The organism is Arthrobacter bussei, assembly GCF_009377195.2.
In the GTDB taxonomy this organism is placed as follows: Bacteria; Actinomycetota; Actinomycetes; order Actinomycetales; family Micrococcaceae; genus Arthrobacter_D; species Arthrobacter_D bussei.
On record NZ_VJXX01000001.1, the window covers coordinates 563650 to 583301 of the forward strand.

18 protein-coding genes are annotated in these 19652 nt (G+C 68.5%); 7 read left to right on the plus strand and 11 right to left on the minus strand.

The features are described 5' to 3' along the window. Window positions 1–10 precede the first annotated feature (10 nt). The 3 genes from FNH21_RS02590 (at window position 11) to FNH21_RS02600 (ending at window position 2471) form a co-directional block, all read left to right on the plus strand. Window positions 11–850 carry a glutamate ABC transporter substrate-binding protein gene (locus tag FNH21_RS02590; protein ID WP_152812083.1) on the plus strand — a complete coding sequence of 280 codons (840 nt, stop codon included), beginning with the start codon at window positions 11–13 and terminating at the stop codon, window positions 848–850. Between the two features lie 77 nt (window positions 851–927). Then, window positions 928–1605 (plus strand): ABC transporter permease subunit, encoded by a 678-nt coding sequence (locus tag FNH21_RS02595; protein WP_191931550.1) that lies wholly within the window; start codon window positions 928–930, stop codon window positions 1603–1605. Then, window positions 1602–2471, plus strand: coding sequence for an amino acid ABC transporter permease (locus FNH21_RS02600; RefSeq protein ID WP_152812085.1), 870 nt, complete (start codon window positions 1602–1604; stop codon window positions 2469–2471). The genes FNH21_RS02595 and FNH21_RS02600 overlap by 4 nt, the downstream gene beginning before the upstream one ends. 110 nt (window positions 2472–2581) lie before the next feature. Here the strand turns inward: FNH21_RS02600 and dapE are convergent, their stop codons facing one another. Beyond that, window positions 2582–3673 carry a succinyl-diaminopimelate desuccinylase gene (gene dapE / locus FNH21_RS02605; RefSeq protein WP_152812087.1) on the minus strand — a complete coding sequence of 364 codons (1092 nt, stop codon included), beginning with the start codon at window positions 3671–3673 and terminating at the stop codon, window positions 2582–2584. A gap of 33 nt (window positions 3674–3706) precedes the next feature. On the opposite strand from dapE, the gene dapD reads away from it, so the two are divergent. Beyond that, window positions 3707–4708, plus strand: a complete 1002-nt coding sequence (gene dapD, locus FNH21_RS02610; RefSeq protein ID WP_152812089.1) for a 2,3,4,5-tetrahydropyridine-2,6-dicarboxylate N-succinyltransferase — start codon at window positions 3707–3709, stop codon at window positions 4706–4708. 66 nt (window positions 4709–4774) lie between these two features. Next, the gene (locus FNH21_RS02615) at window positions 4775–5590 is read left to right on the plus strand and encodes a hypothetical protein (protein WP_152812091.1); all 816 of its coding nucleotides are present in this window, start codon (window positions 4775–4777) and stop codon (window positions 5588–5590) included. 12 nt (window positions 5591–5602) lie between these two features. On the opposite strand, the gene FNH21_RS02620 is transcribed toward FNH21_RS02615, so the two are convergent. Next, window positions 5603–6217, minus strand: coding sequence for a hypothetical protein (locus FNH21_RS02620; RefSeq protein ID WP_152812093.1), 615 nt, complete (start codon window positions 6215–6217; stop codon window positions 5603–5605). Window positions 6218–6345: 128 nt separating this feature from the next. On the opposite strand from FNH21_RS02620, the gene galE reads away from it, so the two are divergent. Continuing rightward, window positions 6346–7374, plus strand: a complete 1029-nt coding sequence (gene galE, locus FNH21_RS02625; protein ID WP_152812095.1) for a UDP-glucose 4-epimerase GalE — start codon at window positions 6346–6348, stop codon at window positions 7372–7374. 74 nt (window positions 7375–7448) lie between these two features. On the opposite strand, the gene FNH21_RS02630 is transcribed toward galE, so the two are convergent. The 3 genes from FNH21_RS02630 to fdxA all read right to left on the minus strand — a co-directional run bounded on the left by FNH21_RS02630 (window position 7449) and on the right by fdxA (window position 10401). Further along, a complete protein-coding gene (locus FNH21_RS02630; RefSeq protein WP_152812097.1) occupies window positions 7449–8732 on the minus strand; it encodes a citrate synthase in 1284 nt (427 codons plus the stop codon). 166 nt (window positions 8733–8898) lie between these two features. Next, window positions 8899–10050 (minus strand): succinyldiaminopimelate transaminase, encoded by a 1152-nt coding sequence (gene dapC, locus FNH21_RS02635; protein ID WP_422108756.1) that lies wholly within the window; start codon window positions 10048–10050, stop codon window positions 8899–8901. A gap of 3 nt (window positions 10051–10053) precedes the next feature. Next, entirely contained in the window at window positions 10054–10401 is a 348-nt protein-coding gene (fdxA, locus tag FNH21_RS02640) for a ferredoxin (protein WP_055768541.1), read from the minus strand. A 372-nt stretch (window positions 10402–10773) separates the two neighbouring features. Between fdxA and FNH21_RS02645 the strand changes: the two genes are divergently transcribed. Further along, entirely contained in the window at window positions 10774–11268 is a 495-nt protein-coding gene (locus tag FNH21_RS02645) for an ArsR/SmtB family transcription factor (RefSeq protein ID WP_152812098.1), read from the plus strand. A gap of 21 nt (window positions 11269–11289) precedes the next feature. Here FNH21_RS02645 and FNH21_RS02650 read toward each other — a convergent pair whose 3' ends face one another. From FNH21_RS02650 to FNH21_RS02675, 6 genes are all read right to left on the minus strand, one after another. Next, window positions 11290–11838 carry a hypothetical protein gene (locus FNH21_RS02650; protein ID WP_152812100.1) on the minus strand — a complete coding sequence of 183 codons (549 nt, stop codon included), beginning with the start codon at window positions 11836–11838 and terminating at the stop codon, window positions 11290–11292. A 21-nt stretch (window positions 11839–11859) separates the two neighbouring features. Beyond that, a complete protein-coding gene (typA, locus tag FNH21_RS02655; protein ID WP_152812102.1) occupies window positions 11860–13776 on the minus strand; it encodes a translational GTPase TypA in 1917 nt (638 codons plus the stop codon). A 224-nt stretch (window positions 13777–14000) separates the two neighbouring features. After that, the gene (locus FNH21_RS02660; protein WP_152812104.1) at window positions 14001–15698 is read right to left on the minus strand and encodes an ABC transporter ATP-binding protein; all 1698 of its coding nucleotides are present in this window, start codon (window positions 15696–15698) and stop codon (window positions 14001–14003) included. Next, complete coding sequence (locus FNH21_RS02665) at window positions 15695–16705, minus strand: ABC transporter permease (RefSeq protein WP_152812106.1); 1011 nt, start codon at window positions 16703–16705, stop codon at window positions 15695–15697. Before FNH21_RS02665 ends, FNH21_RS02660 begins: the two co-directional genes overlap by 4 nt. Further along, window positions 16698–17624 carry an ABC transporter permease gene (locus FNH21_RS02670; RefSeq protein WP_055768523.1) on the minus strand — a complete coding sequence of 309 codons (927 nt, stop codon included), beginning with the start codon at window positions 17622–17624 and terminating at the stop codon, window positions 16698–16700. Before FNH21_RS02670 ends, FNH21_RS02665 begins: the two co-directional genes overlap by 8 nt. A 136-nt stretch (window positions 17625–17760) precedes the next feature. Further along, window positions 17761–19398: a peptide ABC transporter substrate-binding protein gene (locus tag FNH21_RS02675; protein WP_152812107.1), complete on the minus strand. Its 1638-nt coding sequence runs from the start codon at window positions 19396–19398 to the stop codon at window positions 17761–17763. Window positions 19399–19652 lie beyond the last annotated feature (254 nt).

Below are 19652 nucleotides of genomic sequence, written 5' to 3' on the forward strand. Positions count from 1 at the left end.
AGGAGCACCCATGCAGAAGACCCGATACGCAGCAGCCGCGGTGGCCGCGGTGGCCGCACTGACACTGTCCGCCTGTGGTGGCGGAGACAGCGCCGAGAGCGAGGGCGGCGAGTCCGGCGGCGAGATGGTCCGCATCGGCATCAAGTTCGACCAGCCGGGCCTCGGCTACGACGAGGGCGGCACCTACTCCGGCTTCGACGTGGACGTCGCGAAGTACGTGGCGAACGAGCTCGGCTTCGGCGAGGACCAGATCGAGTTCGTCGAGGCGCCGTCGGCCAACCGCGAGAACCTGCTCTCCAACAACCAGGTCGACATGATCTTCGCGACCTACTCCATCACGGACACCCGCAAGGAGACGGTCGACTTCGGTGGACCGTACTTCGTGGCCGGCCAGGACCTGCTCGTCCCGACCGACAGCGACATCACCGGGCCCGAGGACCTCGAGGGCAAGAACCTCTGCTCGGTCACCGGCTCCACCTCGGCGCAGAAGATCAAGGACCAGTACCCCGGTGTCCAGCTCGTCGAGCAGCCCGGCTACGCCGAGTGCGTCACCGCCATGGGTGGCGGCCAGATCGACGCCGTCACCACCGACGACATCATCCTCGCCGGCCTCGCCGCGCAGGAGGCCAACGCCGGCAAGTTCAAGGTCGTCGGCAACACGTTCTCGGAGGAGAACTACGGCGTCGGCCTGCCGAAGGGCAGCACCGAGCGCTGCGAGGAGGTCAACGCGGCCATCACCAAGATGATCGAGGACGGCGCGTGGGAGGAAGCGATCACGAGCAACACCGAAGGGGCCGACTACGAGTTCAACGCGGATCTCAACCCGCCCACCCCGGCGCCCTGCGCCTAGCATCGCTCCCATGGGTGGGGTGGTCCGCACGGACCGCCCCACCCGTGCCATGTTCCCCACCAGGAAAGAGGTGAACCGTGGAGAACTACCTGTCGCTGTTCGAGACCTATGACGTACCCGCCGCGTTCTGGGTCAACATCCAGCTGTCGTTCTGGGCGGCCATCTTCGCGCTCGTCATCGGCACCGTGCTGGCCCTGTTCCGCATCTCCCCGATCCCGAGCCTCCAGTGGTTCGGGGCGGCCTACGTCAACATCTTCCGCAACACGCCACTGACCATCATCCTCGCGTTCGGTTTCCTCGGCCTGTTCTCCGTCATGCAGATCAGCCTGGCGAGCGACCTCAACGCGAGTTTGTTCCGGATCGCCATCCTGGGCCTCGCGCTCTACCACGCGGCCTTCGTGTGCGAGGCGATCCGCAGCGGTGTCAACACCGTCCCGCTCGGCCAGGCGGAAGCCGCCCGGGCGATCGGCCTGAGCTTCCTGCCCGCCGCGCGCCTCATCATCCTTCCGCAGGCCTTCCGCGGGGCCATCGCCCCGCTCGGGAACGTGCTGATCGCTCTCATCAAGAACTCGACGGTCGCCGCCGCAGGATCCGTCGCCACCGAGTCCTCCGGGCTCATGAAGACCATGATCGAGTTCCGCTCAGACCTGGTCGTCCCCATCTTCCTCACGTTCGCCCTCGGGTTCGTGATCCTGGTGATTCCCATCGGGCTCCTCACCACGTGGGCCTCACGCAGACTGGCGGTGGCACGATGAGCGCGCAGCAGGTCCTCTTCGACGCGCCGGGTCCGCGTGCGCGCCGCATCATCCTCCTCGGCAACATCGTGGGTGTCCTCATCGCCGTCGCCGTCCTCGCCTGGATCCTGTCGGCACTGGCCGGCAAGGGCCAGCTCGCGGCGAGCATGTGGACTCCGTTCCTCGAGTCCCGCACCTGGGAGTTCTTCATCCTCCCCGGTCTCGTGAACACGCTGAAGGCCGCAGGGATCTCGATCGTCACGGCTGTCCTGTTCGGCCTGATCTTCGGCGTGGGACGCCTGTCCCACTCCGCACCGATCCGCGCGGTCGCCGGTTCCGTCGTCGAGGTGCTGCGGGCCGTACCCGTCCTGCTGATGATGATCTTCTTCTGGCTCGCGCTCGGTAGCTCGGGCGCCGTGAAGCCGCAGGACGCGCCCCTGATCGCCGTCGTCGTCGCGCTCACGCTCTACAACGGCTCCGTCATCGCGGAGCTCGTCCGTTCCGGCGTCCACGGCCTGCCCCGGGGCCAGCGCGAGGCGGGCATGGCGATCGGCCTGACCCGCAACCAGTCGCTGCGGAACATCGAGGTGCCGCAGGCACTCATCGCGATGCTGCCGGCGCTGGTCAGCCAGTTCGTGGTGATCCTGAAGGACTCGGCGCTCGGCTTCATCATCACCTACCCCGAGCTGCTGCAGTTCACCCGTCGGCTCGGCGTCGGAGAGGGCAATGTCATCCCCTCGCTGCTCGTCGCGGCAGCGATCTTCATCCTCATCAACTTCGCGCTGTCGACCCTCGCGACCCGGCTGTCGGTCCTCCTGAGCTTCAGGACGAAGGGCCGCAAGCCCGTGGCGCCGGGACCTCTCGTGCCGGAGGCGGCCGCTACCTGACAATCACCACGCTCCGGTGACCGGCCAGGTCCGGCCGGGCACGCAACACGGACGGCGAAGGGCCCGGTTCAGGAGAACCGGGCCCTTCCTCGTCGGTGTCGTCGGTGCTGTCAGGAGAGCCAGATGGTGAGCGCTCGGAGGCACGCACGGACGGCGTCGGCGTGCACGTGCTCGTCGTCGGTGTGCGCGAGGAGTGCGTCGCCCGGCCCGAAATTCACCGCAGGTACGCCGAGGGCACTGAACCGTGCGACGTCCGTCCAGCCGTACTTGGGTTTCGGTTCCGCCCCCACGGCGGCGACGAAGGCGGCGGCGGCGGGGTGCTGCAGGCCCGGGCGAGCCCCTGCGGCGGCGTCGGTGCGCTCCACCTCGAACCCCTCGAGCAGCGCGCGCACGTACTCCTCGGCCTGTTCCGGGCTCTTGTCGGGGGCGAACCGGTAGTTCACCTCGATCACCGCGCTGTCCGGGATGACGTTGCCCGCGGTCCCGCCGGTGATCTTCACGGCGTTGAGGCTCTCGCGGTAGTCCAGGCCGTCGACGTGCACCGTCGCCGGCTCGTGGTCGCGCAGGCGCACGAGGATCTCCGCCGCGCCGTGGATGGCGTTGACGCCCATCCAGGCACGGGCCGAGTGCGAGGCGCGGCCCGCGACGCGCACGTCGAAGCGGGCGGTGCCGTTGCAGCCACCCTCCACGGTCCCGTCCGTAGGCTCCAGCAGCACGGCGAAATCCGCGACGAGCCAGTCCGGGAAGGAGACCGCGACGCGGCCGAGCCCACTCAGGGACGCCTCGACCTCCTCGTGGTCGTAGAAGACGAACGTGATGTCGCGCGTCGGCTCCGTCAGGGTGGCCGCGAGTGCCAGCTGCACCGCGACGCCGCCCTTCATGTCCGTGGCGCCGCGCCCGTAGAGCACGTCCCCGTCCCAGGTCGAGGGGACCGTGCCCCGGGATCCACCCGCCGTGGGCAGCGGGACGGTATCGATGTGCCCGGCGAGGATCACGCGCTCGGCGCGCCCGAGATTCGTGCGGGCCATCACGCAGTCGCCGTCGCGCACCACCTCGAGGTGCGTGAGGGGCCGCAGGACCTGCTCGATGGCGTCGGCGATCCCGCGCTCGCCCCCCGAGACGCTCTCGAGATCGATCAGGCGTGCGGTCAGGTGCGCCACGTCGGCGGTCGGATCGAGCGCCGGGGAGGGTGTCTGAATCATGCTCAAACACTATCGCTCGGTAGACTGCTGCCCATGACGACTCCCCTGCCGAACTCACCCCTGCCCGGCGACTCCCGGCGGCCGGCCGGTGGTCTGGGCCTCGCCACGGTCACCACGGACGGCGTGGTCCTCGACACCTGGTTCCCCTCACCCTGGCTGGGAGAGGCACCCACGGACGGAACCATCGGCGGAGCGGCAGGCGCGACCGGGTCGGGGCTCCGCGACACCCTCGAGGCACTGGCCCGGGCCGGCGTCGACAACGCGCGGGGGGTCTCCCAGCACGTCGTCGACATCACCATCGAGCTGGACGACGCACCGGCCGGCACCGAGGACGCCTACCTCCGGCTGCATCTGCTCTCGCACCGGCTGGTCCAGCCCAACACCGTAAACCTCGACGGCGTCTTCGGTCTCCTCGCCAACGTCGTCTGGACGAATCACGGGCCCGCCGCCGCCGAGGGCTTCGAGACGGTGCGCGCCGCCCTGCGCGCCCGCGGACCCGTCGCCGTGTACGGGGTGGACAAGTTCCCCCGCATGGTGGACTACGTGGTGCCGGCCGGCGTGCGGATCGCCGACGCGGACCGCGTGCGCCTCGGCGCGCACCTCGCGGAGGGCACCACGGTCATGCACGAGGGGTTCGTGAACTTCAACGCCGGGACCCTCGGCCACTCCATGGTCGAGGGCCGGATCTCGGCCGGCGTCGTCGTCGGCGACGGTTCCGACATCGGCGGAGGTGCCTCGATCATGGGCACCCTCTCAGGCGGCGGCAAGGAACGCATCACCATCGGCGAGCGCTGCCTGCTCGGTGCCGAGGCCGGAGTCGGCATCTCGCTCGGTGACGACTGCGTGGTGGAGGCCGGCCTCTACCTGACGGCCGGCACCAAGATCACGCTGCAGGACGGGAGCGTCGTGAAGGCGAAGGACCTCTCCGGCGAGCCCGGCATCCTGTTCCGTCGCAATTCCACGACCGGAGCCGTGGAGGCGCAGCCGCGCACGGGAGAGGGCATCGCGCTCAACCCGGCCCTGCACGCCAACTGACCCGTGACCCCACGATCTCCGACGGCTGCCGTGAGGCGGCGTCGACGACGCGTCCGGACGGCGGTGATGCTCACCGTGCTCGGCGTCGTCGTCGTGGGCGGTGCCGCGCTGGCGGTGACGCAGCTGGATCGGAGCGAGGTCCTGGTCCGTGAGCGGTGCAGCGCCACGGTGGGCGCCGACACCTTCGAGCTCACTCCGACGCAGGCCGGGAACGCCGCCCTCATCTCGGGGATCGCCGTGCAGCGCGGGCTGCCCGCCCGCGCCGCGTCGATCGCGATCGCGACCGCCATCCAGGAGTCGCGCCTGGAGAACATCGACTACGGCGACGACGCGGGGCCGGATTCCCGGGGGCTGTTCCAGCAGCGTCCGTCCCAGGGGTGGGGTACCGAGGAGCAGATCATGATGCCCGCCTACGCCACCGGCGCGTTCTACGACGCCCTCGTGCAGGTACCGGGCTACGAGGACCTGCCCATCACCGAGGCCGCGCAGACCGTCCAGCGCTCGGCCTTCCCGGAGGCCTACGCCGACCACGAGCCCGAGGGCCGCGCGTTCGCCTCGGCCCTCACGGGCAACTCCCCCGCCGCTCTGGACTGCACGCTCCGAGACCCGACGGCGACGGGCGACGCCCTCGCGGTCTCCGCCGCCGCTGACGAGGCCTTCGGGCCGCTGGGCGGTACCGCCGACGGCACCCTCCTGAGACTGGACGTCTCGGGCAGCCTCGGGTGGGCGGCCGCACAGTGGGCCGTCGCGAACGCCTCGACCCTCCACATCACCTCGGTCTCCCACTCGGGCCTGGAGTGGGACCGGGCCGAGGGCGGCTGGAGCACGGTCGGGACGGAGTCGGGGATCGTGACCATCACCGTCGCGGGCGCCACACCCTGAGTCACGGGCAGGTCAGGCCAGCATCCTGATCACGGGCTCCACGTAACTGCGGAAGGACTGTTCGTCGTCGAACAGTTCCTGGCACATGAGGAGCTTGTCCGGTTCCACCCACCAGGCGCGGCGCACCCCCAGGGGCAGCTCGATCACCTGGAGGGTGAACCGCCGCGCCGCCCGGCCCAGTTCGAGTTCGCGCTCCTGGATCATGCGGGACAGCAGGTACTCGATGCTCTCGGCCCCGCGTGAGCCGGCGTGCAGGGCATACTCCGCGCACCGCTCCTCGGCCCAGGCGGTCGCCGCCCCGACGCGGGCCCGCAGGAGGGCCTTCAGCGCCTCCATGCCGTCGAGCGCCTCGAAGCGCGGCGGGACCGGAAGGACGGCGTCACTGATGCGGTGCGACAGGAGGCTGTGCCACCACGCCTCCCACTCGACGCGCAGCGTGGCCGACCCCCCGAAGGGTTCCATCAGGCGCCGGAGGTCCACCGGGCGGACCGCAGGCGTGACCGGCGGCAGCGCCGGCCTCCCGAGTCCCCGGAAGCCCGCGCAGTCCCTCAGGTACAGCGCCACGAGCAGCACCTCCGAGGTGTCCACGGTGAAGTACGTGCTGTAGCCGGGGTCGGGGTACGACATGGGCCTCCTTCGGACCGGTCATGCTGGTCATACAGTAGCCTCCGGATCCACGGCGCTCCAGAGGCGCACGCACCGCATGCGCGCCGTCATCACCTGGTCCGGAGAATGCGCCCGCCTAGGATGGAAGCATGAAGATCCTCGTAACCGGTGGCAGTGGCTACATCGGCTCGCACACCGTCCTGACCCTGCTCGAGAACGGCCACGACGTCGTCGTCGTCGACAACCTGCTGAACTCGACCGAGACCTCGCTGCAGCGTGTCGCCACCCTCGCCGGCCGTGCCCCGGTGTTCCACCAGGCGGACCTCCTCGACGAACCCCGGCTCCGCGCGATCTTCGCGGAGGAGCAGGTCGACGCCGTGATCCACTTCGCGGGACTGAAGGCGGTCGGCGAGTCGGTGGAGAAGCCGCTGTACTACTACCACAACAACGTGGGCGGGACCCTGAACCTCCTGCGCGTCATGGACGACGCCGGAGTGCGCACGCTCGTCTTCAGCTCCTCCGCCACGGTGTACGGGGCGTCCGAGGAAGTACCGCTCACGGAGAAGCTGCCGCTCGACGCCGTCAACCCCTACGGACGCACCAAGGAGCAGATCGAGGACATCCTCAGCGACCTCGGCGCGGCGGATCCCCGCTGGAACATCGCACTGCTGCGCTACTTCAATCCGGTGGGCGCGCACTCCTCGGGCTCCATCGGGGAGGACCCCACCGGCATCCCGAACAACCTGCTGCCGTTCGTCGCGCAGGTGGCCGTGGGGCGGCGCGAGAAGGTCATGGTGTTCGGCAACGACTACCCGACGCCGGACGGTACGGGTGTCCGCGACTACATCCACGTCGTCGACCTCGCCGCCGGTCACCTCGCCGCGCTGGACTACCTCGTGGCCCACGGCGGCGTGCACACCTGGAACCTCGGGACCGGCAACGGGTCCTCGGTCCTCGAGGTCCTTGCCGCCTTCTCGGCCGCCGTGGGCCGCGAGATCCCATACGAGTTCGCCCCCCGGCGGCCGGGCGACGCCGCGGTCAGCTACGCGGACCCGTCCTCGGCGCTCGCCGACCTCGGCTGGTCCGCCTCCCGCACGCTCGCCGAGATGTGCGAGGACCACTGGCGCTGGCAGCGGAACAACCCCCAGGGCTACGCGACCACGCACGAGAACGCCTGACCCACCGGCACCACGACGACGGCCGCCCACCTCGCGAGGTGGGCGGCCGTCGTCGTACGGTCCGTGCGGCGGTGCTAGTTGGCCGGGTAGTGGCGCTCGCCCTCACCCGTGTAGAGCTGGCGCGGACGGCCGATCTTCGTCTGCGGATCCTGCATCATCTCGCGCCACTGGGCGATCCACCCGGGCAGGCGGCCGATCGCGAACAGCACGGTGAACATCTTCTCCGGGAAGCCCATGGCCTTGTAGATGAGGCCCGTGTAGAAGTCCACGTTCGGGTACAGCTTCCGCTCGATGAAGTAGTCGTCGGCGAGCGCCTTCTCCTCGAGCCTCATCGCGATGTCGAGGAGCTCGTCGTTCCCGCCGAGCTTGCTGAGGATGTCGTGCGCCGTGGCCTTGACGATCTTCGCGCGCGGGTCGTAGTTCTTGTAGACGCGGTGCCCGAAGCCCATCAGCTTCACGCCGTCTTCCTTGTTCTTGACCTTCTCCATGAAGTCCTCGGGCTGCATGCCCTTGGCCTGGATGTCGCGCAGCATGTTGAGCACGGCCTCGTTCGCACCGCCGTGCAGCGGGCCGAACAGGGCGTTGATCCCCGCGGAGACGGACGCGAACATGTTCGCGTTGGAGCTTCCGACGAGGCGGACGGTCGACGTCGAGCAGTTCTGCTCGTGGTCGGCGTGCAGGATGAGCAGCAGGTCGAGTGCCTTGACCATCATCGGATCGAGGTCGTACGGCTCGGCCGGCAGGCCGAAGGAGAGCCGCAGGAAGTTCTCCACGAGGTTCATCGAGTTGTCCGGGTACAGCATCGGCTGTCCGATGGACTTCTTGTGGGCGTAGGCGGCGATGACGGGCAGCTTCGCCATCAGGCGGAACGTCGAGAGCTCCACCTGTTCGTCGTCGAACGGATCGAGGGAGTCCTGGTAGAACGTGGACAGCGCCGAGACGGCGGAGGACAGCACGGGCATCGGGTGCGCGTCACGGGGGAAGCCGCCGAAGAAGCCCTTGAGCTCCTCGTGCAGCAGCGTGTGGCGGCGGATCCGGCCGTCGAAGGCGCCGAGTTCCTCGGGTGTGGGCAGATTGCCGTAGATGAGGAGGTAGGAGACCTCGAGGAAGCTGGAGTTCTTCGCGAGCTCCTCGATCGGGTAGCCGCGGTACCGCAGGATACCGGCGTCGCCGTCGATGTACGTGATCGCGGACGTGGTGGCCGCGGTGTTCATGAAGCCGGGGTCGAAGGTGACCTGGCCGGTCTGCTTCAGCAGCTTCGACACGTCATAGCCGTTGTTGCCCTCGACAGCGGGCACCAGCGGCAGGCTGAGTTCTCCGCCGTCGTAGTGCAGGGAGGCAGCTTTCTGCTCTGTCATTGATTCTCCTTCAGGAGCTGGAGCGGGGGTGTCGCCACGATCATCGCTACGCAGGAGGACACGCGTCGTTCCGGCGATCGCATATTCAGCTGAAACGCTACCGTCCGGTAGCCCTCCACCACTAATCCTGCTGGCCTTCGTTGTGGAACAGCAACGGCACGCCTCCTCAGCGGGGAGCGTCCGCCAGCCGGGCGGCAGCCGCGTCGACCCGCTCGTCGGTGCCCGTCAGGGCGACCCTGACGAAGCCGTTCCCGGCGTCCCCGTAGAACACGCCGGGGCCCGCGAGGATCCCCAGCCCGGCGAGCATGCCGATGGTGTCCCAGGTCCCCTGCCCGTTGCTCACCCAGAGGTACAGGCCCGCCACCGAACCGGATACCGTGAATCCCGCGCGCTCCAGTGCGGGCACCAGCACCGCCCGACGGCGGCGGTAGAGATCCTTCTGCGCGGCGACGTGGGCGTCATCCGCAACGGCTGCACGCATCGCCTCCTGCACCGGGTACGGCACGATCATGCCGGCGTGCTTGCGTGAGTTGACGAGGTTGGCGACGATCGCCGGATCGCCGGCCGTGAACGCGGCCCGATACCCGGCGACGTTCGACTGCTTGCTCAGCGAGTACACCGCGAGGAGGTTCGTGTGCGAGTCGCCGCAGACCCGCGGATCGAGCACACTCGGGACCGGTTCACCGCCGTCGGCCGGATCCCACGCGCCCCAGCCCAGTTCGCCGTAGCACTCGTCCGAGGCGACGACGGCACCGAGCGCGCGGGCGTCGTCGACGACGGTCTTCAGCGCAGGGACATCCAGCACCTCTCCGGTCGGATTGCCGGGAGAGTTGATCCACACGAGCCGGACCCGTGCGCGGACGTCGTCGGGGAGCTCGTCGAGGGAGTCGGCCGCGACCGGGGTGGCGCCGGCGAGGTGGGCGCCGACGTCGTAGGTGGGATAGGCGACCGTGGGACGCACCACGACGTCGCCGGCCCGCAGACCCAGCAGCAGGGGCAGCCAGGCCACGAGTTCCTTGGAGCCGACCGTCGGCAGGATGTCCCGCGGATCCAGGCCGGTCACTCCCCTGCGGCGCGCGAACCAGTCGCCGATGGCCTGGCGGAGTGCCTGCGTCCCGTGGGTCGTCGGGTAGCCGTGCGCGTCCGCCGCCGAGGCCAGGGCGTCCTGGATGAGCGCGGGCGTGGGATCCACGGGGGTGCCGATCGACAGGTCGACGACGCCGTCGGGGTGCCGTGCGGCGATGTCCCGGTAGGGCGCCATGGCATCCCACGGGTAGTCCGGCAGCTGCAGGCCGAACGGTTTCGGCTCCCCGGCCACCACTTAGGCGGGCTGGTTCTGGGGCGGGAGCGCCGCGATGATCGGGTGGTCGAATCCGGCGTTGCCGACCTTCGCCGCTCCGCCGGGCGACCCGAGCGCCGCGCCTGCCGGAGCGGGCACGTCGAAGAACTCGACATTGGCCTTGTAGTACTCGGCCCACTGCTCGGGGGTGTCGTCCTCGTAGTAGATCGCCTCCACCGGGCACACGGGTTCACACGCGCCGCAGTCCACGCACTCGTCGGGGTGGATGTAGAGCGACCGCTCGCCCTCATAGATGCAGTCGACAGGGCATTCCTCGATACAGGCCTTGTCCTTGACATCCACGCATGGCTGCGCGATTACGTAGGTCACTTCCCACGCCTTTCCTGGTGACTGGGGTCGGCTGACGCACCCTGGGGTACGGCTTCCAGCTTAACGCAAGGCCCCGGCCCGCCCGGACCGGATCCACGGAGGTCGCTGTTCCACCCGCCGGCCCGTCGGAGGTGCAGTGCGCCTACCCTTGACGGGTGCAGAACCCCGCCGATCTCCTCGCCTCACTCCCCCTCAGCACGAGGGTGGTGGTGCGCCGCCGCGACGGGGACGGGTTCTCGGACTCCCTCGGGGACCTCGTGGCGCTCGACGCCGGCACGTGCACCGTGCGGACGCGGCGTGGGGGCACGTCATCACCCGTCACAGTGATTGGGACCCGTCAATCAATCGCCCGGGTGCCCGTACAATCAGGGGATGACTGTCGACGAGGATCTCCAGGCCCGCGGGCGGGCACTCAGCTCACCGGTCAGGATCCGCATCCTGCGCCTGTGCCTCCACAAGGCGAGGACCAACAAGGAGATCGCCGAGATCCTGGAGCTGAATCCGGCAACGGCCCTGCATCATGTCCGGACCCTGCTGTCCACGGGTTTCCTCGCCGCCGAAAACGCCCGGACGGGCAACCGCGGTGCGAAGGAGATCCCCTACCGCGCCACCGGTCTCTCGTGGAACAGCCGCATCCCGAATGCCGCGCCCGTCCTCGTCGAGACGTTCCTGCAGGAGATCGAGGGGCTGCAGCCCGCCGACATCGACGTCTGGCGGATGGGCGTCAAGCTCAACGACGCCAACCGCGCCGAGATGATGGGACGCATCCGCGAGGTCTTCGAGGACTATGCGCGGCGCGAACCGGACCCCGACGGTACGGCGACCTCGATCATGCTCGCGCACCATCTGGACCGCACCGCGGACTGAGGATGAGACGCTGCCGTCCCCTCAGGTCCTCCGGCGCGCGGACCTGACCGGCCTCAGCACGAGGCTCCCCACCACGACGGCGCCGAGCGTCACGACCAGGACGCCGAAGAGCCACAGGTTGCCGGCCAGCGCGGTCCCCGGGGCGGACTCCGAGGCGCCGGTGAGGATCAGGGTCTTACGGGACGTAGAGATCAGGGCCACGACGCCGTAGGCCACGGCGCCCGCGACGGCCGTCTGGATCACGGTGCGCGCCCACAGGCCGCTGAGCAGGAAGAGGCTCGCGGCGAGGACCAGGGCGCCGAGCGCACCGATCGGGATCGCGGTGGAGCCCACGTACAGGAGCTGCCCGTGCAGCAGGGTCCCGAAGACGGCCGCCACGACTCCCGCGGCCACGCTCGCGAGGATCGAGGGGACACGGCCGGGAACAGCGCCTGGCGCGGCATCCGCGGCATCCCGGGTCGGTGACACGGGCGCGGCACCCGCGGTGGACCGACCGGGACCATCCTCGAGCGGGAACGACGAACGCCGGCCCTCCCCTGCTGGGGAGGTGCCGGCGTCGTCATGAGCCATGGTGCGCTGGACCTGCCGGGATCAGGCGCGGGCGCGCGAACGCGATGCGCGCATGCGCTCGTTGGCGTCGAGGATGACCTTGCGGATCCGGATGGACTCCGGCGTGACCTCCACGCACTCGTCCTCGCGGGCGAACTCGAGGGACTCCTCGAGCGTGAGGTTGCGCGGCGGGGTGAGGTTCTCGAAGGTGTCCGAGGAAGCGGCACGCATGTTGGTGAGCTTCTTCTCCTTCGTGATGTTGACCTCCATGTCGTCGGCGCGGGAGTTCTCGCCGACGATCATGCCCTCGTAGACCTCGGAGGTGGGCTGCACGAAGAACGAGCCGCGCTCCTGCAGGTTGATCATCGCGAACGGGGTCACGACACCGGCGCGGTCGGCGATCATCGACCCGTTGGTGCGGTACTCGATGTCACCGGCCCACGGCTCGTAGCCCTCGGAGATGGACGCCGCGATGCCGGCGCCGCGCGTATCCGTGAGGAAGCGGGTGCGGAAGCCGATCAGGCCGCGGGCGGGCACGATGAATTCCATGCGGACCCAGCCGGTGCCGTGGTTGGCCATGTTGGTCATGCGTCCCTTGCGGGCGGCCATGAGCTGCGTGACGCCGCCGAGGTACTCCTCGGGGACGTCGATGGTCATGTGCTCCATCGGCTCGTGGATCTTGCCGTCGATGGTCTTGGTGACCACCTGGGGCTTGCCGACCGTGAGCTCGAAGCCTTCGCGGCGCATCTGCTCCACGAGGATGGCCAGCGCGAGCTCGCCGCGGCCCTGGACCTCCCAGGCGTCGGGGCGCGCGGTGGGCAGCACGCGGAGCGACACGTTGCCGATGAGCTCCTTGTCGAGGCGGTCCTTGACCTGGCGTGCGGTGACCTTGGCACCCTTGACCTTGCCGGCCAGCGGCGAGGTGTTGATACCGATGGTCACGGAGATCGCGGGATCGTCGACCGTGATGAGCGGCAGCGGCTGCGGGTTGTCGACGTCGGTGAGGGTCTCGCCGATGGTGATGCCCTCGATGCCGGCGACGGCGACGATCTCGCCCGGACCGGCGGAGTCCGTCGGGACGCGGTCGAGCGCCTTGGTGGCGAGCAGCTCGGTGATCTTGACGGTCTTCAGCTCGCCGTTCTGGCGGGCCCAGGCGACCTGCTGGCCCTTGCGCAGCGTGCCGTTGAAGATGCGCAGCAGCGCGAGGCGGCCGAGGAACGGCGAGGCGTCGAGGTTGGTGACGTGCGCCTGGAGGACGCCGTCGGGGTTGTAGCGGGGTGCCGGGATGTGGTCGATGATCGTCTGGAACAGGGGTTCCAGGTTGTCGTTGGACGGCGCGCTGCCGTTCGCCGGCTGCTCGATCGACGCGGCACCCACGCGGGCCGCCGCGTAGACGACCGGCACGTTCAGGATGAGGTCGAGGTCGAGGTCCGGCACCTCGTCGGCGAGGTCGGAAGCGAGTCCGAGGAGCAGGTCCATCGACTCGCTGACGACCTCCTCGATGCGGGAGTCCGGCCGGTCCGTCTTGTTGACCAGGAGGATGACCGGAAGCTTGGCCGCGAGGGCCTTGCGGAGCACGAAGCGCGTCTGGGGCAGCGGGCCCTCGGACGCGTCGACGAGCAGGACGACGCCGTCGACCATGGACAGTCCGCGCTCCACCTCGCCGCCGAAGTCGGCGTGGCCCGGGGTGTCGATGACGTTGATGGTGATGGTCTCGCCCTTGGCCGCGGGGCCGTCGTAGAACACCGTGGTGTTCTTCGCGAGGATGGTGATGCCCTTCTCGCGCTCGAGGTCGCCCGAGTCCATGACGCGGTCGGCCACGTCGCCGTGGGCCGCGAACGAATTGGTCTGCTTCAGCATGGCATCGACCAGGGTGGTTTTTCCGTGGTCAACGTGGGCCACGATGGCTACGTTGCGGAGATCGCTGCGGACAGCGGTGTTGCCTGTGGTTTCAGACATGCGTGATTACTCAATTCGGTATCTACTGCGGGGAAATTGACGGCGGCTGCACTGCACGCCCTCTCACCAGTCTAGGCGCTGGGGAAAAACAGACCTAATGCAGCCTGTCAATGGCTGTCCGGATCGGCGCCGGCACGCGACGACGGCGGCCCTCCGGGTGGAGGACCGCCGTCGTCGTGGTGCGTCGGCCCGCTCCGGGCCGCGCCGCTCGATGCCCGGTGGGGCTAGGCGACCTCGGGCGGCAGCTCGAGGGCAGCGCCCGGGATCGCTGCGAGGAGCGCCTGGGTGTACGCGGTCGTCGGGTTGTCGAACACCTCGTCGGTGGTGCCCTGTTCCACGAGCTTCCCCTTCTCCATGACGGCCACGTGGTCGGCGATCTGCCGGACCACGGCGAGGTCGTGCGTGATGAACAGGTAGCTGAGCCCGAGCTCGGACTGCAGGTCGGCGAGCAGGTTCAGGATCTGCGCCTGCACGAGCACGTCGAGTGCAGAGACGGCCTCGTCGCAGATGACGACCTCCGGGTCGAGGGCCAGCGCACGCGCGATCGCCACGCGCTGGCGCTGCCCGCCCGAGAGCTCGTTCGGGAAGCGCTGCATCATCGCGGACGGCAGGGCCACCTGGTCGAGGAGCTCCCGGACCTTCTTCTCACGGGTCTTCGCCGTACCGACACCGTGGACCCGCAGGGGTTCCTCGATGGTCCGGTAGATGTTGTACATCGGGTCGAGCGAGCCGTAGGGGTCCTGGAAGATCGGCTGCACGCGGCGGCGGAAGTCGAACATCTCCTTGCGCCCGAGCGTCGTGATGTCCACGCCGTCGAACCGGATACTGCCCGACGTCGCCCCCTCCAGGCCGAGGACCATCTTCGCGACGGTCGACTTCCCGGATCCGGACTCGCCGACGACGGCCGTGGTGGTGCCGCGGGCGATCGAGAAGGACACCTTGTCCACCGCGGTGAAGTCGGTCGACGTGCCCCAGCTGCCGCGGATCTTGAAGACCTTCGTCAGGTCCTCGACCTCGATCACCCTGTCGAGCGCAGCGGTTGCCGTGACCGAGGGTGCCAGCAGGTCCTGCGTCCGGACGCCGGCCTTCTTCGCCGACTCGATCCGGCGGGAGGCGATCGACGGCGCCGAGGCCACCAGCTTCTGCGTGTAGGGGTGGCGCGGGTTGGTGAGCAGCTCGAGCGCGGGCCCGGCCTCCACGACCTGACCCTTGTACATGACGATCACCTTGTGGGCGCGTTCGGCCGCGAGGCCGAGATCATGCGTGATGAGCAGCACCGCGGTGCCGAGCTCCTCCGTCATGGTGTCGAGGTGGTCGAGGATCTGCCGCTGCACCGTCACGTCCAGGGCCGACGTCGGCTCGTCCGCGATGAGCAGGCGCGGCCTGCAGGAGAGCCCGATGGCGATCAGGGCTCGCTGGCGCATCCCGCCGGAGAACTCGTGCGGGTACTGGTTGGCGCGCGATGCGGCGTCGGGCAGGCCCGCCTCCGCGAGCACCTTCGCGACGTCCTGCGGCCCGCTCGGCAGGCCGTTGGCCTTGAGCGTCTCCCGCACCTGGAAGCCGATCTTCCAGACCGGATTGAGGTTGGACATCGGATCCTGCGGCACCATGCCGATGGACGACCCCCGGAGCTCGACGATCCGCTTCTCCGAGGCGTGGGTGATGTCCTCGCCGTCGAAGATGATGCTGCCGTTGGACACGCGTCCGTTGGCGGGCAGGAGGCCGATCGCGGCCAGCGCCGTCGTCGACTTCCCGGACCCGGACTCCCCGACGATCGCGACGGTCTCGCCGGGCATGACGGTCAGGTGCGCGTTGCGCACCGCCGGCACGTCGCCGTTCGACGTCGAGAAGGTGATGGCCAGGTCCCGGAGCTCGAGGAGCGGCAGGGGCATGGCGGTCTGGTGGCCTGTGCTGTGGCTCATCGCTTGCGCGCCTTCGGGTCGAGAGCATCACGCAGGGCGTCGCCCAGCATGATGAAGCTCAGAACGGTGATGGACAGGGCGAGGCCCGGCCAGAAGATGGCCATGGGGTTGCTCCGCAGCGAGGGTTTCGCCGAGAAGATGTCATTCCCCCAGGACATGACGTCCGGCGGGAGCCCGATACCGAGGAAGGACAGCGTGGACTCCGCGACGATGAACGTCCCGAGCGAGATGGTCGCGATGACGATGACCGGTGCCAGGGCGTTCGGGATGACGTGCTTGACGAGGGCACCGAGCGGCGACACCCCGAGCGAGCGCGCCGCGGTCACGAAGTCGGCGTTGCGTACCTCGATCACGGCGGCTCTGGTGATGCGGGCGATCTGGGGCCAGCCGAACGTGACGAGGATGACGACGAGCGTCCAGACGTTGCGGTTCTGCTGGAAGACGGGCAGCTGCACGACGACGATCGCGCCGAGGATGAGCGGGAGCGCGAAGAAGATGTCACCGATGCGGGCGAGGATCGCGTCGACCCAACCACCGAAGAAGCCGGCGAGGGCGCCGATGAGGCCACCGATCAGGACCACGCCGAGGGTGGCGAACAGCCCGACCGTGAGGGAGGACTGCGTGCCGTAGACGACGCGGGAGAGGATGTCGCAGCCCTGGACCGTGAAGCCGAGCGGGTGTCCCGCGACGGGCCCGCCGTCGGAGTTCTCGAGCAGGCAGTTCTCGTTCGGCGGTTCGTCGGTGAAGACACCGGGGAACAGCGCGACGAAGATGACGGCGAGGATCAGGACGGCGCTGATGATGAACAGCGGCTGCTTGCGCAGGCTGCGCCAGGCCTCCCCCCAGAGGCTGCGGGGGGCGGCGTCGGACACCGTGCTGTCCGTAGCACGGACCGGCGTCTCGTCGACGTTCGCGACGAAGTGCTCGATCGGGTAGGCGGAGGTCTTGGTGCGGACCACGGGCGCCGGGCCCTGCGTGCCGGGTGAGGTGGGTGTTGGTTCAGGCATATCGAATCCTTGGGTCCAGCCACGCGTACAGGAGATCCACCAGCAGGTTCGCCAGGCAGAAGATGAGGATGAGGAACGTGACGATCGAGACGACCATCGGTCCGTCCCCGTTGAGCACGGCGCGGTAGAGGGTGTTGCCGACGCCGTTGACGTTGAAGATGCCCTCCGTGACGATCGCGCCTCCCATGAGCGCGCCGAGGTCGGCGCCGAGGAAGGTCACCACCGGGATCAGCGAGTTGCGGAGGACGTGGACGACGACGACGCGGCGGCGGCTGAGGCCCTTGGCCGTCGCCGTGCGCACGTAGTCCGCGTTGACGTTCTCGATGATGCTCGTGCGGGTGAGGCGGAGGACGTAGGCGAAGGACACGAGCCCGAGCACCACCGCCGGCAGGAGCAGCTCCGTGAAGGTGGCGTCGCCGCTGACGGTCGGATTGGTCCACTGCAGCTTCACACCGATCAGGAACTGCATGAGGAAGCCGAGCACGAAGATGGGGACCGCGATCACGATCAGGGAGAGGACGAGGACGGAGGAGTCGAAGATCTTCCCCTTGCGGAGGCCTGCGATGAGGCCGAAGACGATCCCGAAGACGGCTTCGATGACGAGGGCCATGATGGCGAGCTTCGCGGTGGTCGGGAAGACCTCGGCGATGATGGTCGCGATCGGCCGGCCGGAGAAGTTCGTCCCGAGATCGAAGGTCAGGACGCCCTTGAGGTAGAGCAGGTACTGGATCCAGAAGGGCTGGTCGAGGTTGTACTGCTCGCGCAGACCGGCCACGACGGCGGGGGTGCAGCCACGCTCGCCGCAGATGGCGGCGGTGGCGTCACCGGGGAGGCTGAAGACCAGGAAGTACACCAGCAGGGTGGCGCCGAGGAAGACGGGGATCAGCTGGAGGAAACGTCGGACGATGTACCAGACCATCAGCGCCGACCTCCCGATGCCGACGGCGTCCGGACGGGACGCAGGTGGGGGTTGCTCATGAGGTGTTGGACCTTTTCGTTGGAGCACGGAAAAGGGGCCTGCCCGCAGGCGGGCAGGCCCCCGCGTCCGTTAGGGGTTACTTGCCGGTGATGGCGTAGTAGAGCGGAACACCGTTCCAGCCGAACTCGACGTTGTCCACGTTGCTGCTCCAGCCGCCCTGGGCGACCTGGTACCACAGCGGGATGGCCGGGAGATCCTCGAGGAGGTCCTCCTGTGCCTTGTTCATCGCCTCGTTGCCCTCTTCGACAGTGCTGGCGGCGAGTCCGTCGGTCAGCTGCTGGTCGAACTCGGGGTTGCTGTAGCGGGCGTCGTTCGAGCCGGCACCCGTGGCGTAGATGGGTCCGAGGAAGTTGTACAGCGACGGGTAGTCGGCCTGCCAGCCGGCGCGCAGTGCACCGGTGAGGGTCTCCTCCGTGGCTTCGGTGCGCGCTTCCTTGAACGTCGCGTACGGCTTGCCCGCGACCTCGATGCCGAGGTTGTTCTTGATGTTGTTGACCACGGCCTCGACCCAGGTCTTGTGGTCACCCTTGTCGGCGTTGTAGCCGATGGTCAGGGGCTGCGACTCGTCGTACGGCGCGATCTTCTCGGCGTCCTCCCAGAGCTTCTTGGCCTGCTCGGGGTTGTACTCGAGGTTCTCGCTCCCCGGCAGCTCGTCACTGTAGCCCTCGAGTACGGGGGCGGTGAAGTCCTTGGCAGGCTCACGGCCACCGTTGAAGATGACCTCGGTGATCTCGTCGCGGTTGATCGACATCGACAGCGCCTGGCGGCGGAGCTTGCCGGCCTCACCCTCCCAGTTCGGGAGGTAGTACGGGATGGCGATCGTCTGGTTGCCCGCGTACGGCGACTCGATCGAGCGCTCTCCGAGGTCGTTCTTGAAGTTCTTGATGTCGCTCGTGGGGATCGTCTTCAGGACATCCAGGTTGTCCGAGATGAGGTCCTGGTACGCCGTCGTGTCGTTCTGGTAGATCTTGAACGTCACGCCACCGTTCTGCGCTTCCTGCGGGCCCTCGTACTCGTCGTTGGGGACGAGTTCGATCTGCTGGTTGTGCTGCCAGGCACCCTCGGCGGCGAACTTGTACGGGCCGTTGCCGATCGGGTTCTCGCCGAACGCCGTGGGGTCCTCGAGGGCGGCGGCGGGCAGCGGGAAGAACGCGCTGTAGCCGAGGCGCAGCGGCCAGTCGGACTCCGGCTGCGAGAGCTTGACGGTGAAGGTGCGGTCGTCCACGACGGTGAGCCCGCTCATGGTCTCCACGGTGGAGCCCTCGGCGCTGGCTTCCTCGTACCCTTCGATGCTCTCGAAGAAGTAGCTGGAGAGCTGCGCGTTCTTGGCTGCGGCTCCGTAGTTCCAGGCGTCCACGAAGGAGCTCGCGGTGACGGGATCGCCGTTGGTGAAGGTCTTCCCCTCCTTGAGCGTGATCGTGTAGTTCTGGGCGTCCTCGGTCTCGATGGACTCGGCCATCTCGTTCTCCGGCTTGCCGTCGGCGTCATAGCTGACCAGCCCGGCGAAGATGAGGTCGAGGATGGCGCCGCCACCCACCTCGTTGGTGCTGGTGGGGATGAGCGGGTTCTGGGGCTCGGATCCGTCCACCACGATGACGGCATCGGTGGTGCCTTCGCTCGTGCCGGATTCATTGCTTCCGCCGCCGCATGCACTCAGCGACAGCGCGGCGATGGCCGCGACGCTGAGCATCTTGGAAGTGCGCGTGAAACGCATTCCGCCTCCTAGGTATTGGGTTCTTCCGGCGCTGATGTGGCCGGTCGGGTGGCTCCGCAGAGAGCGAGAGCCAACTCACACCGAAAAATCATATGCCCGTTTCGTTGCTTCCCTGAACATCTGAGGTGGCTGAGAGCTGGTCCGGGTCCCGGGAGAAGGCGGCATCGGGGTCTTTCCGCAGGCCAGCGGTACCGGCGCATGCTGGTCACGCTTGGATAACGACTGGCGGAATTCGGCCTCGAGTACTGTACAGC

Bases quoted from the DNA above. Each gene is read 5' to 3' on its own strand.
- FNH21_RS02590 (WP_152812083.1), top strand. From the start codon at position 11: ATGCAGAAGACCCGATACGCAGCAGCCGCGGTGGCCGCGGTGGCCGCA.
- FNH21_RS02600 (WP_152812085.1), top strand. From the start codon at position 1,602: ATGAGCGCGCAGCAGGTCCTCTTCGACGCGCCGGGTCCGCGTGCGCGC.
- dapE (WP_152812087.1), bottom strand. From the start codon at position 3,673: ATGATTCAGACACCCTCCCCGGCGCTCGATCCGACCGCCGACGTGGCG.
- dapD (WP_152812089.1), top strand. From the start codon at position 3,707: ATGACGACTCCCCTGCCGAACTCACCCCTGCCCGGCGACTCCCGGCGG.
- FNH21_RS02615 (WP_152812091.1), top strand. From the start codon at position 4,775: ATGCTCACCGTGCTCGGCGTCGTCGTCGTGGGCGGTGCCGCGCTGGCG.
- FNH21_RS02620 (WP_152812093.1), bottom strand. From the start codon at position 6,217: ATGTCGTACCCCGACCCCGGCTACAGCACGTACTTCACCGTGGACACC.
- galE (WP_152812095.1), top strand. From the start codon at position 6,346: ATGAAGATCCTCGTAACCGGTGGCAGTGGCTACATCGGCTCGCACACC.
- FNH21_RS02630 (WP_152812097.1), bottom strand. From the start codon at position 8,732: ATGACAGAGCAGAAAGCTGCCTCCCTGCACTACGACGGCGGAGAACTC.
- FNH21_RS02645 (WP_152812098.1), top strand. From the start codon at position 10,774: ATGACTGTCGACGAGGATCTCCAGGCCCGCGGGCGGGCACTCAGCTCA.
- FNH21_RS02650 (WP_152812100.1), bottom strand. From the start codon at position 11,838: ATGGCTCATGACGACGCCGGCACCTCCCCAGCAGGGGAGGGCCGGCGT.
- typA (WP_152812102.1), bottom strand. From the start codon at position 13,776: ATGTCTGAAACCACAGGCAACACCGCTGTCCGCAGCGATCTCCGCAAC.
- FNH21_RS02660 (WP_152812104.1), bottom strand. From the start codon at position 15,698: ATGAGCCACAGCACAGGCCACCAGACCGCCATGCCCCTGCCGCTCCTC.
- FNH21_RS02665 (WP_152812106.1), bottom strand. From the start codon at position 16,705: ATGCCTGAACCAACACCCACCTCACCCGGCACGCAGGGCCCGGCGCCC.
- FNH21_RS02670 (WP_055768523.1), bottom strand. From the start codon at position 17,624: ATGGTCTGGTACATCGTCCGACGTTTCCTCCAGCTGATCCCCGTCTTC.
- FNH21_RS02675 (WP_152812107.1), bottom strand. From the start codon at position 19,398: ATGCGTTTCACGCGCACTTCCAAGATGCTCAGCGTCGCGGCCATCGCC.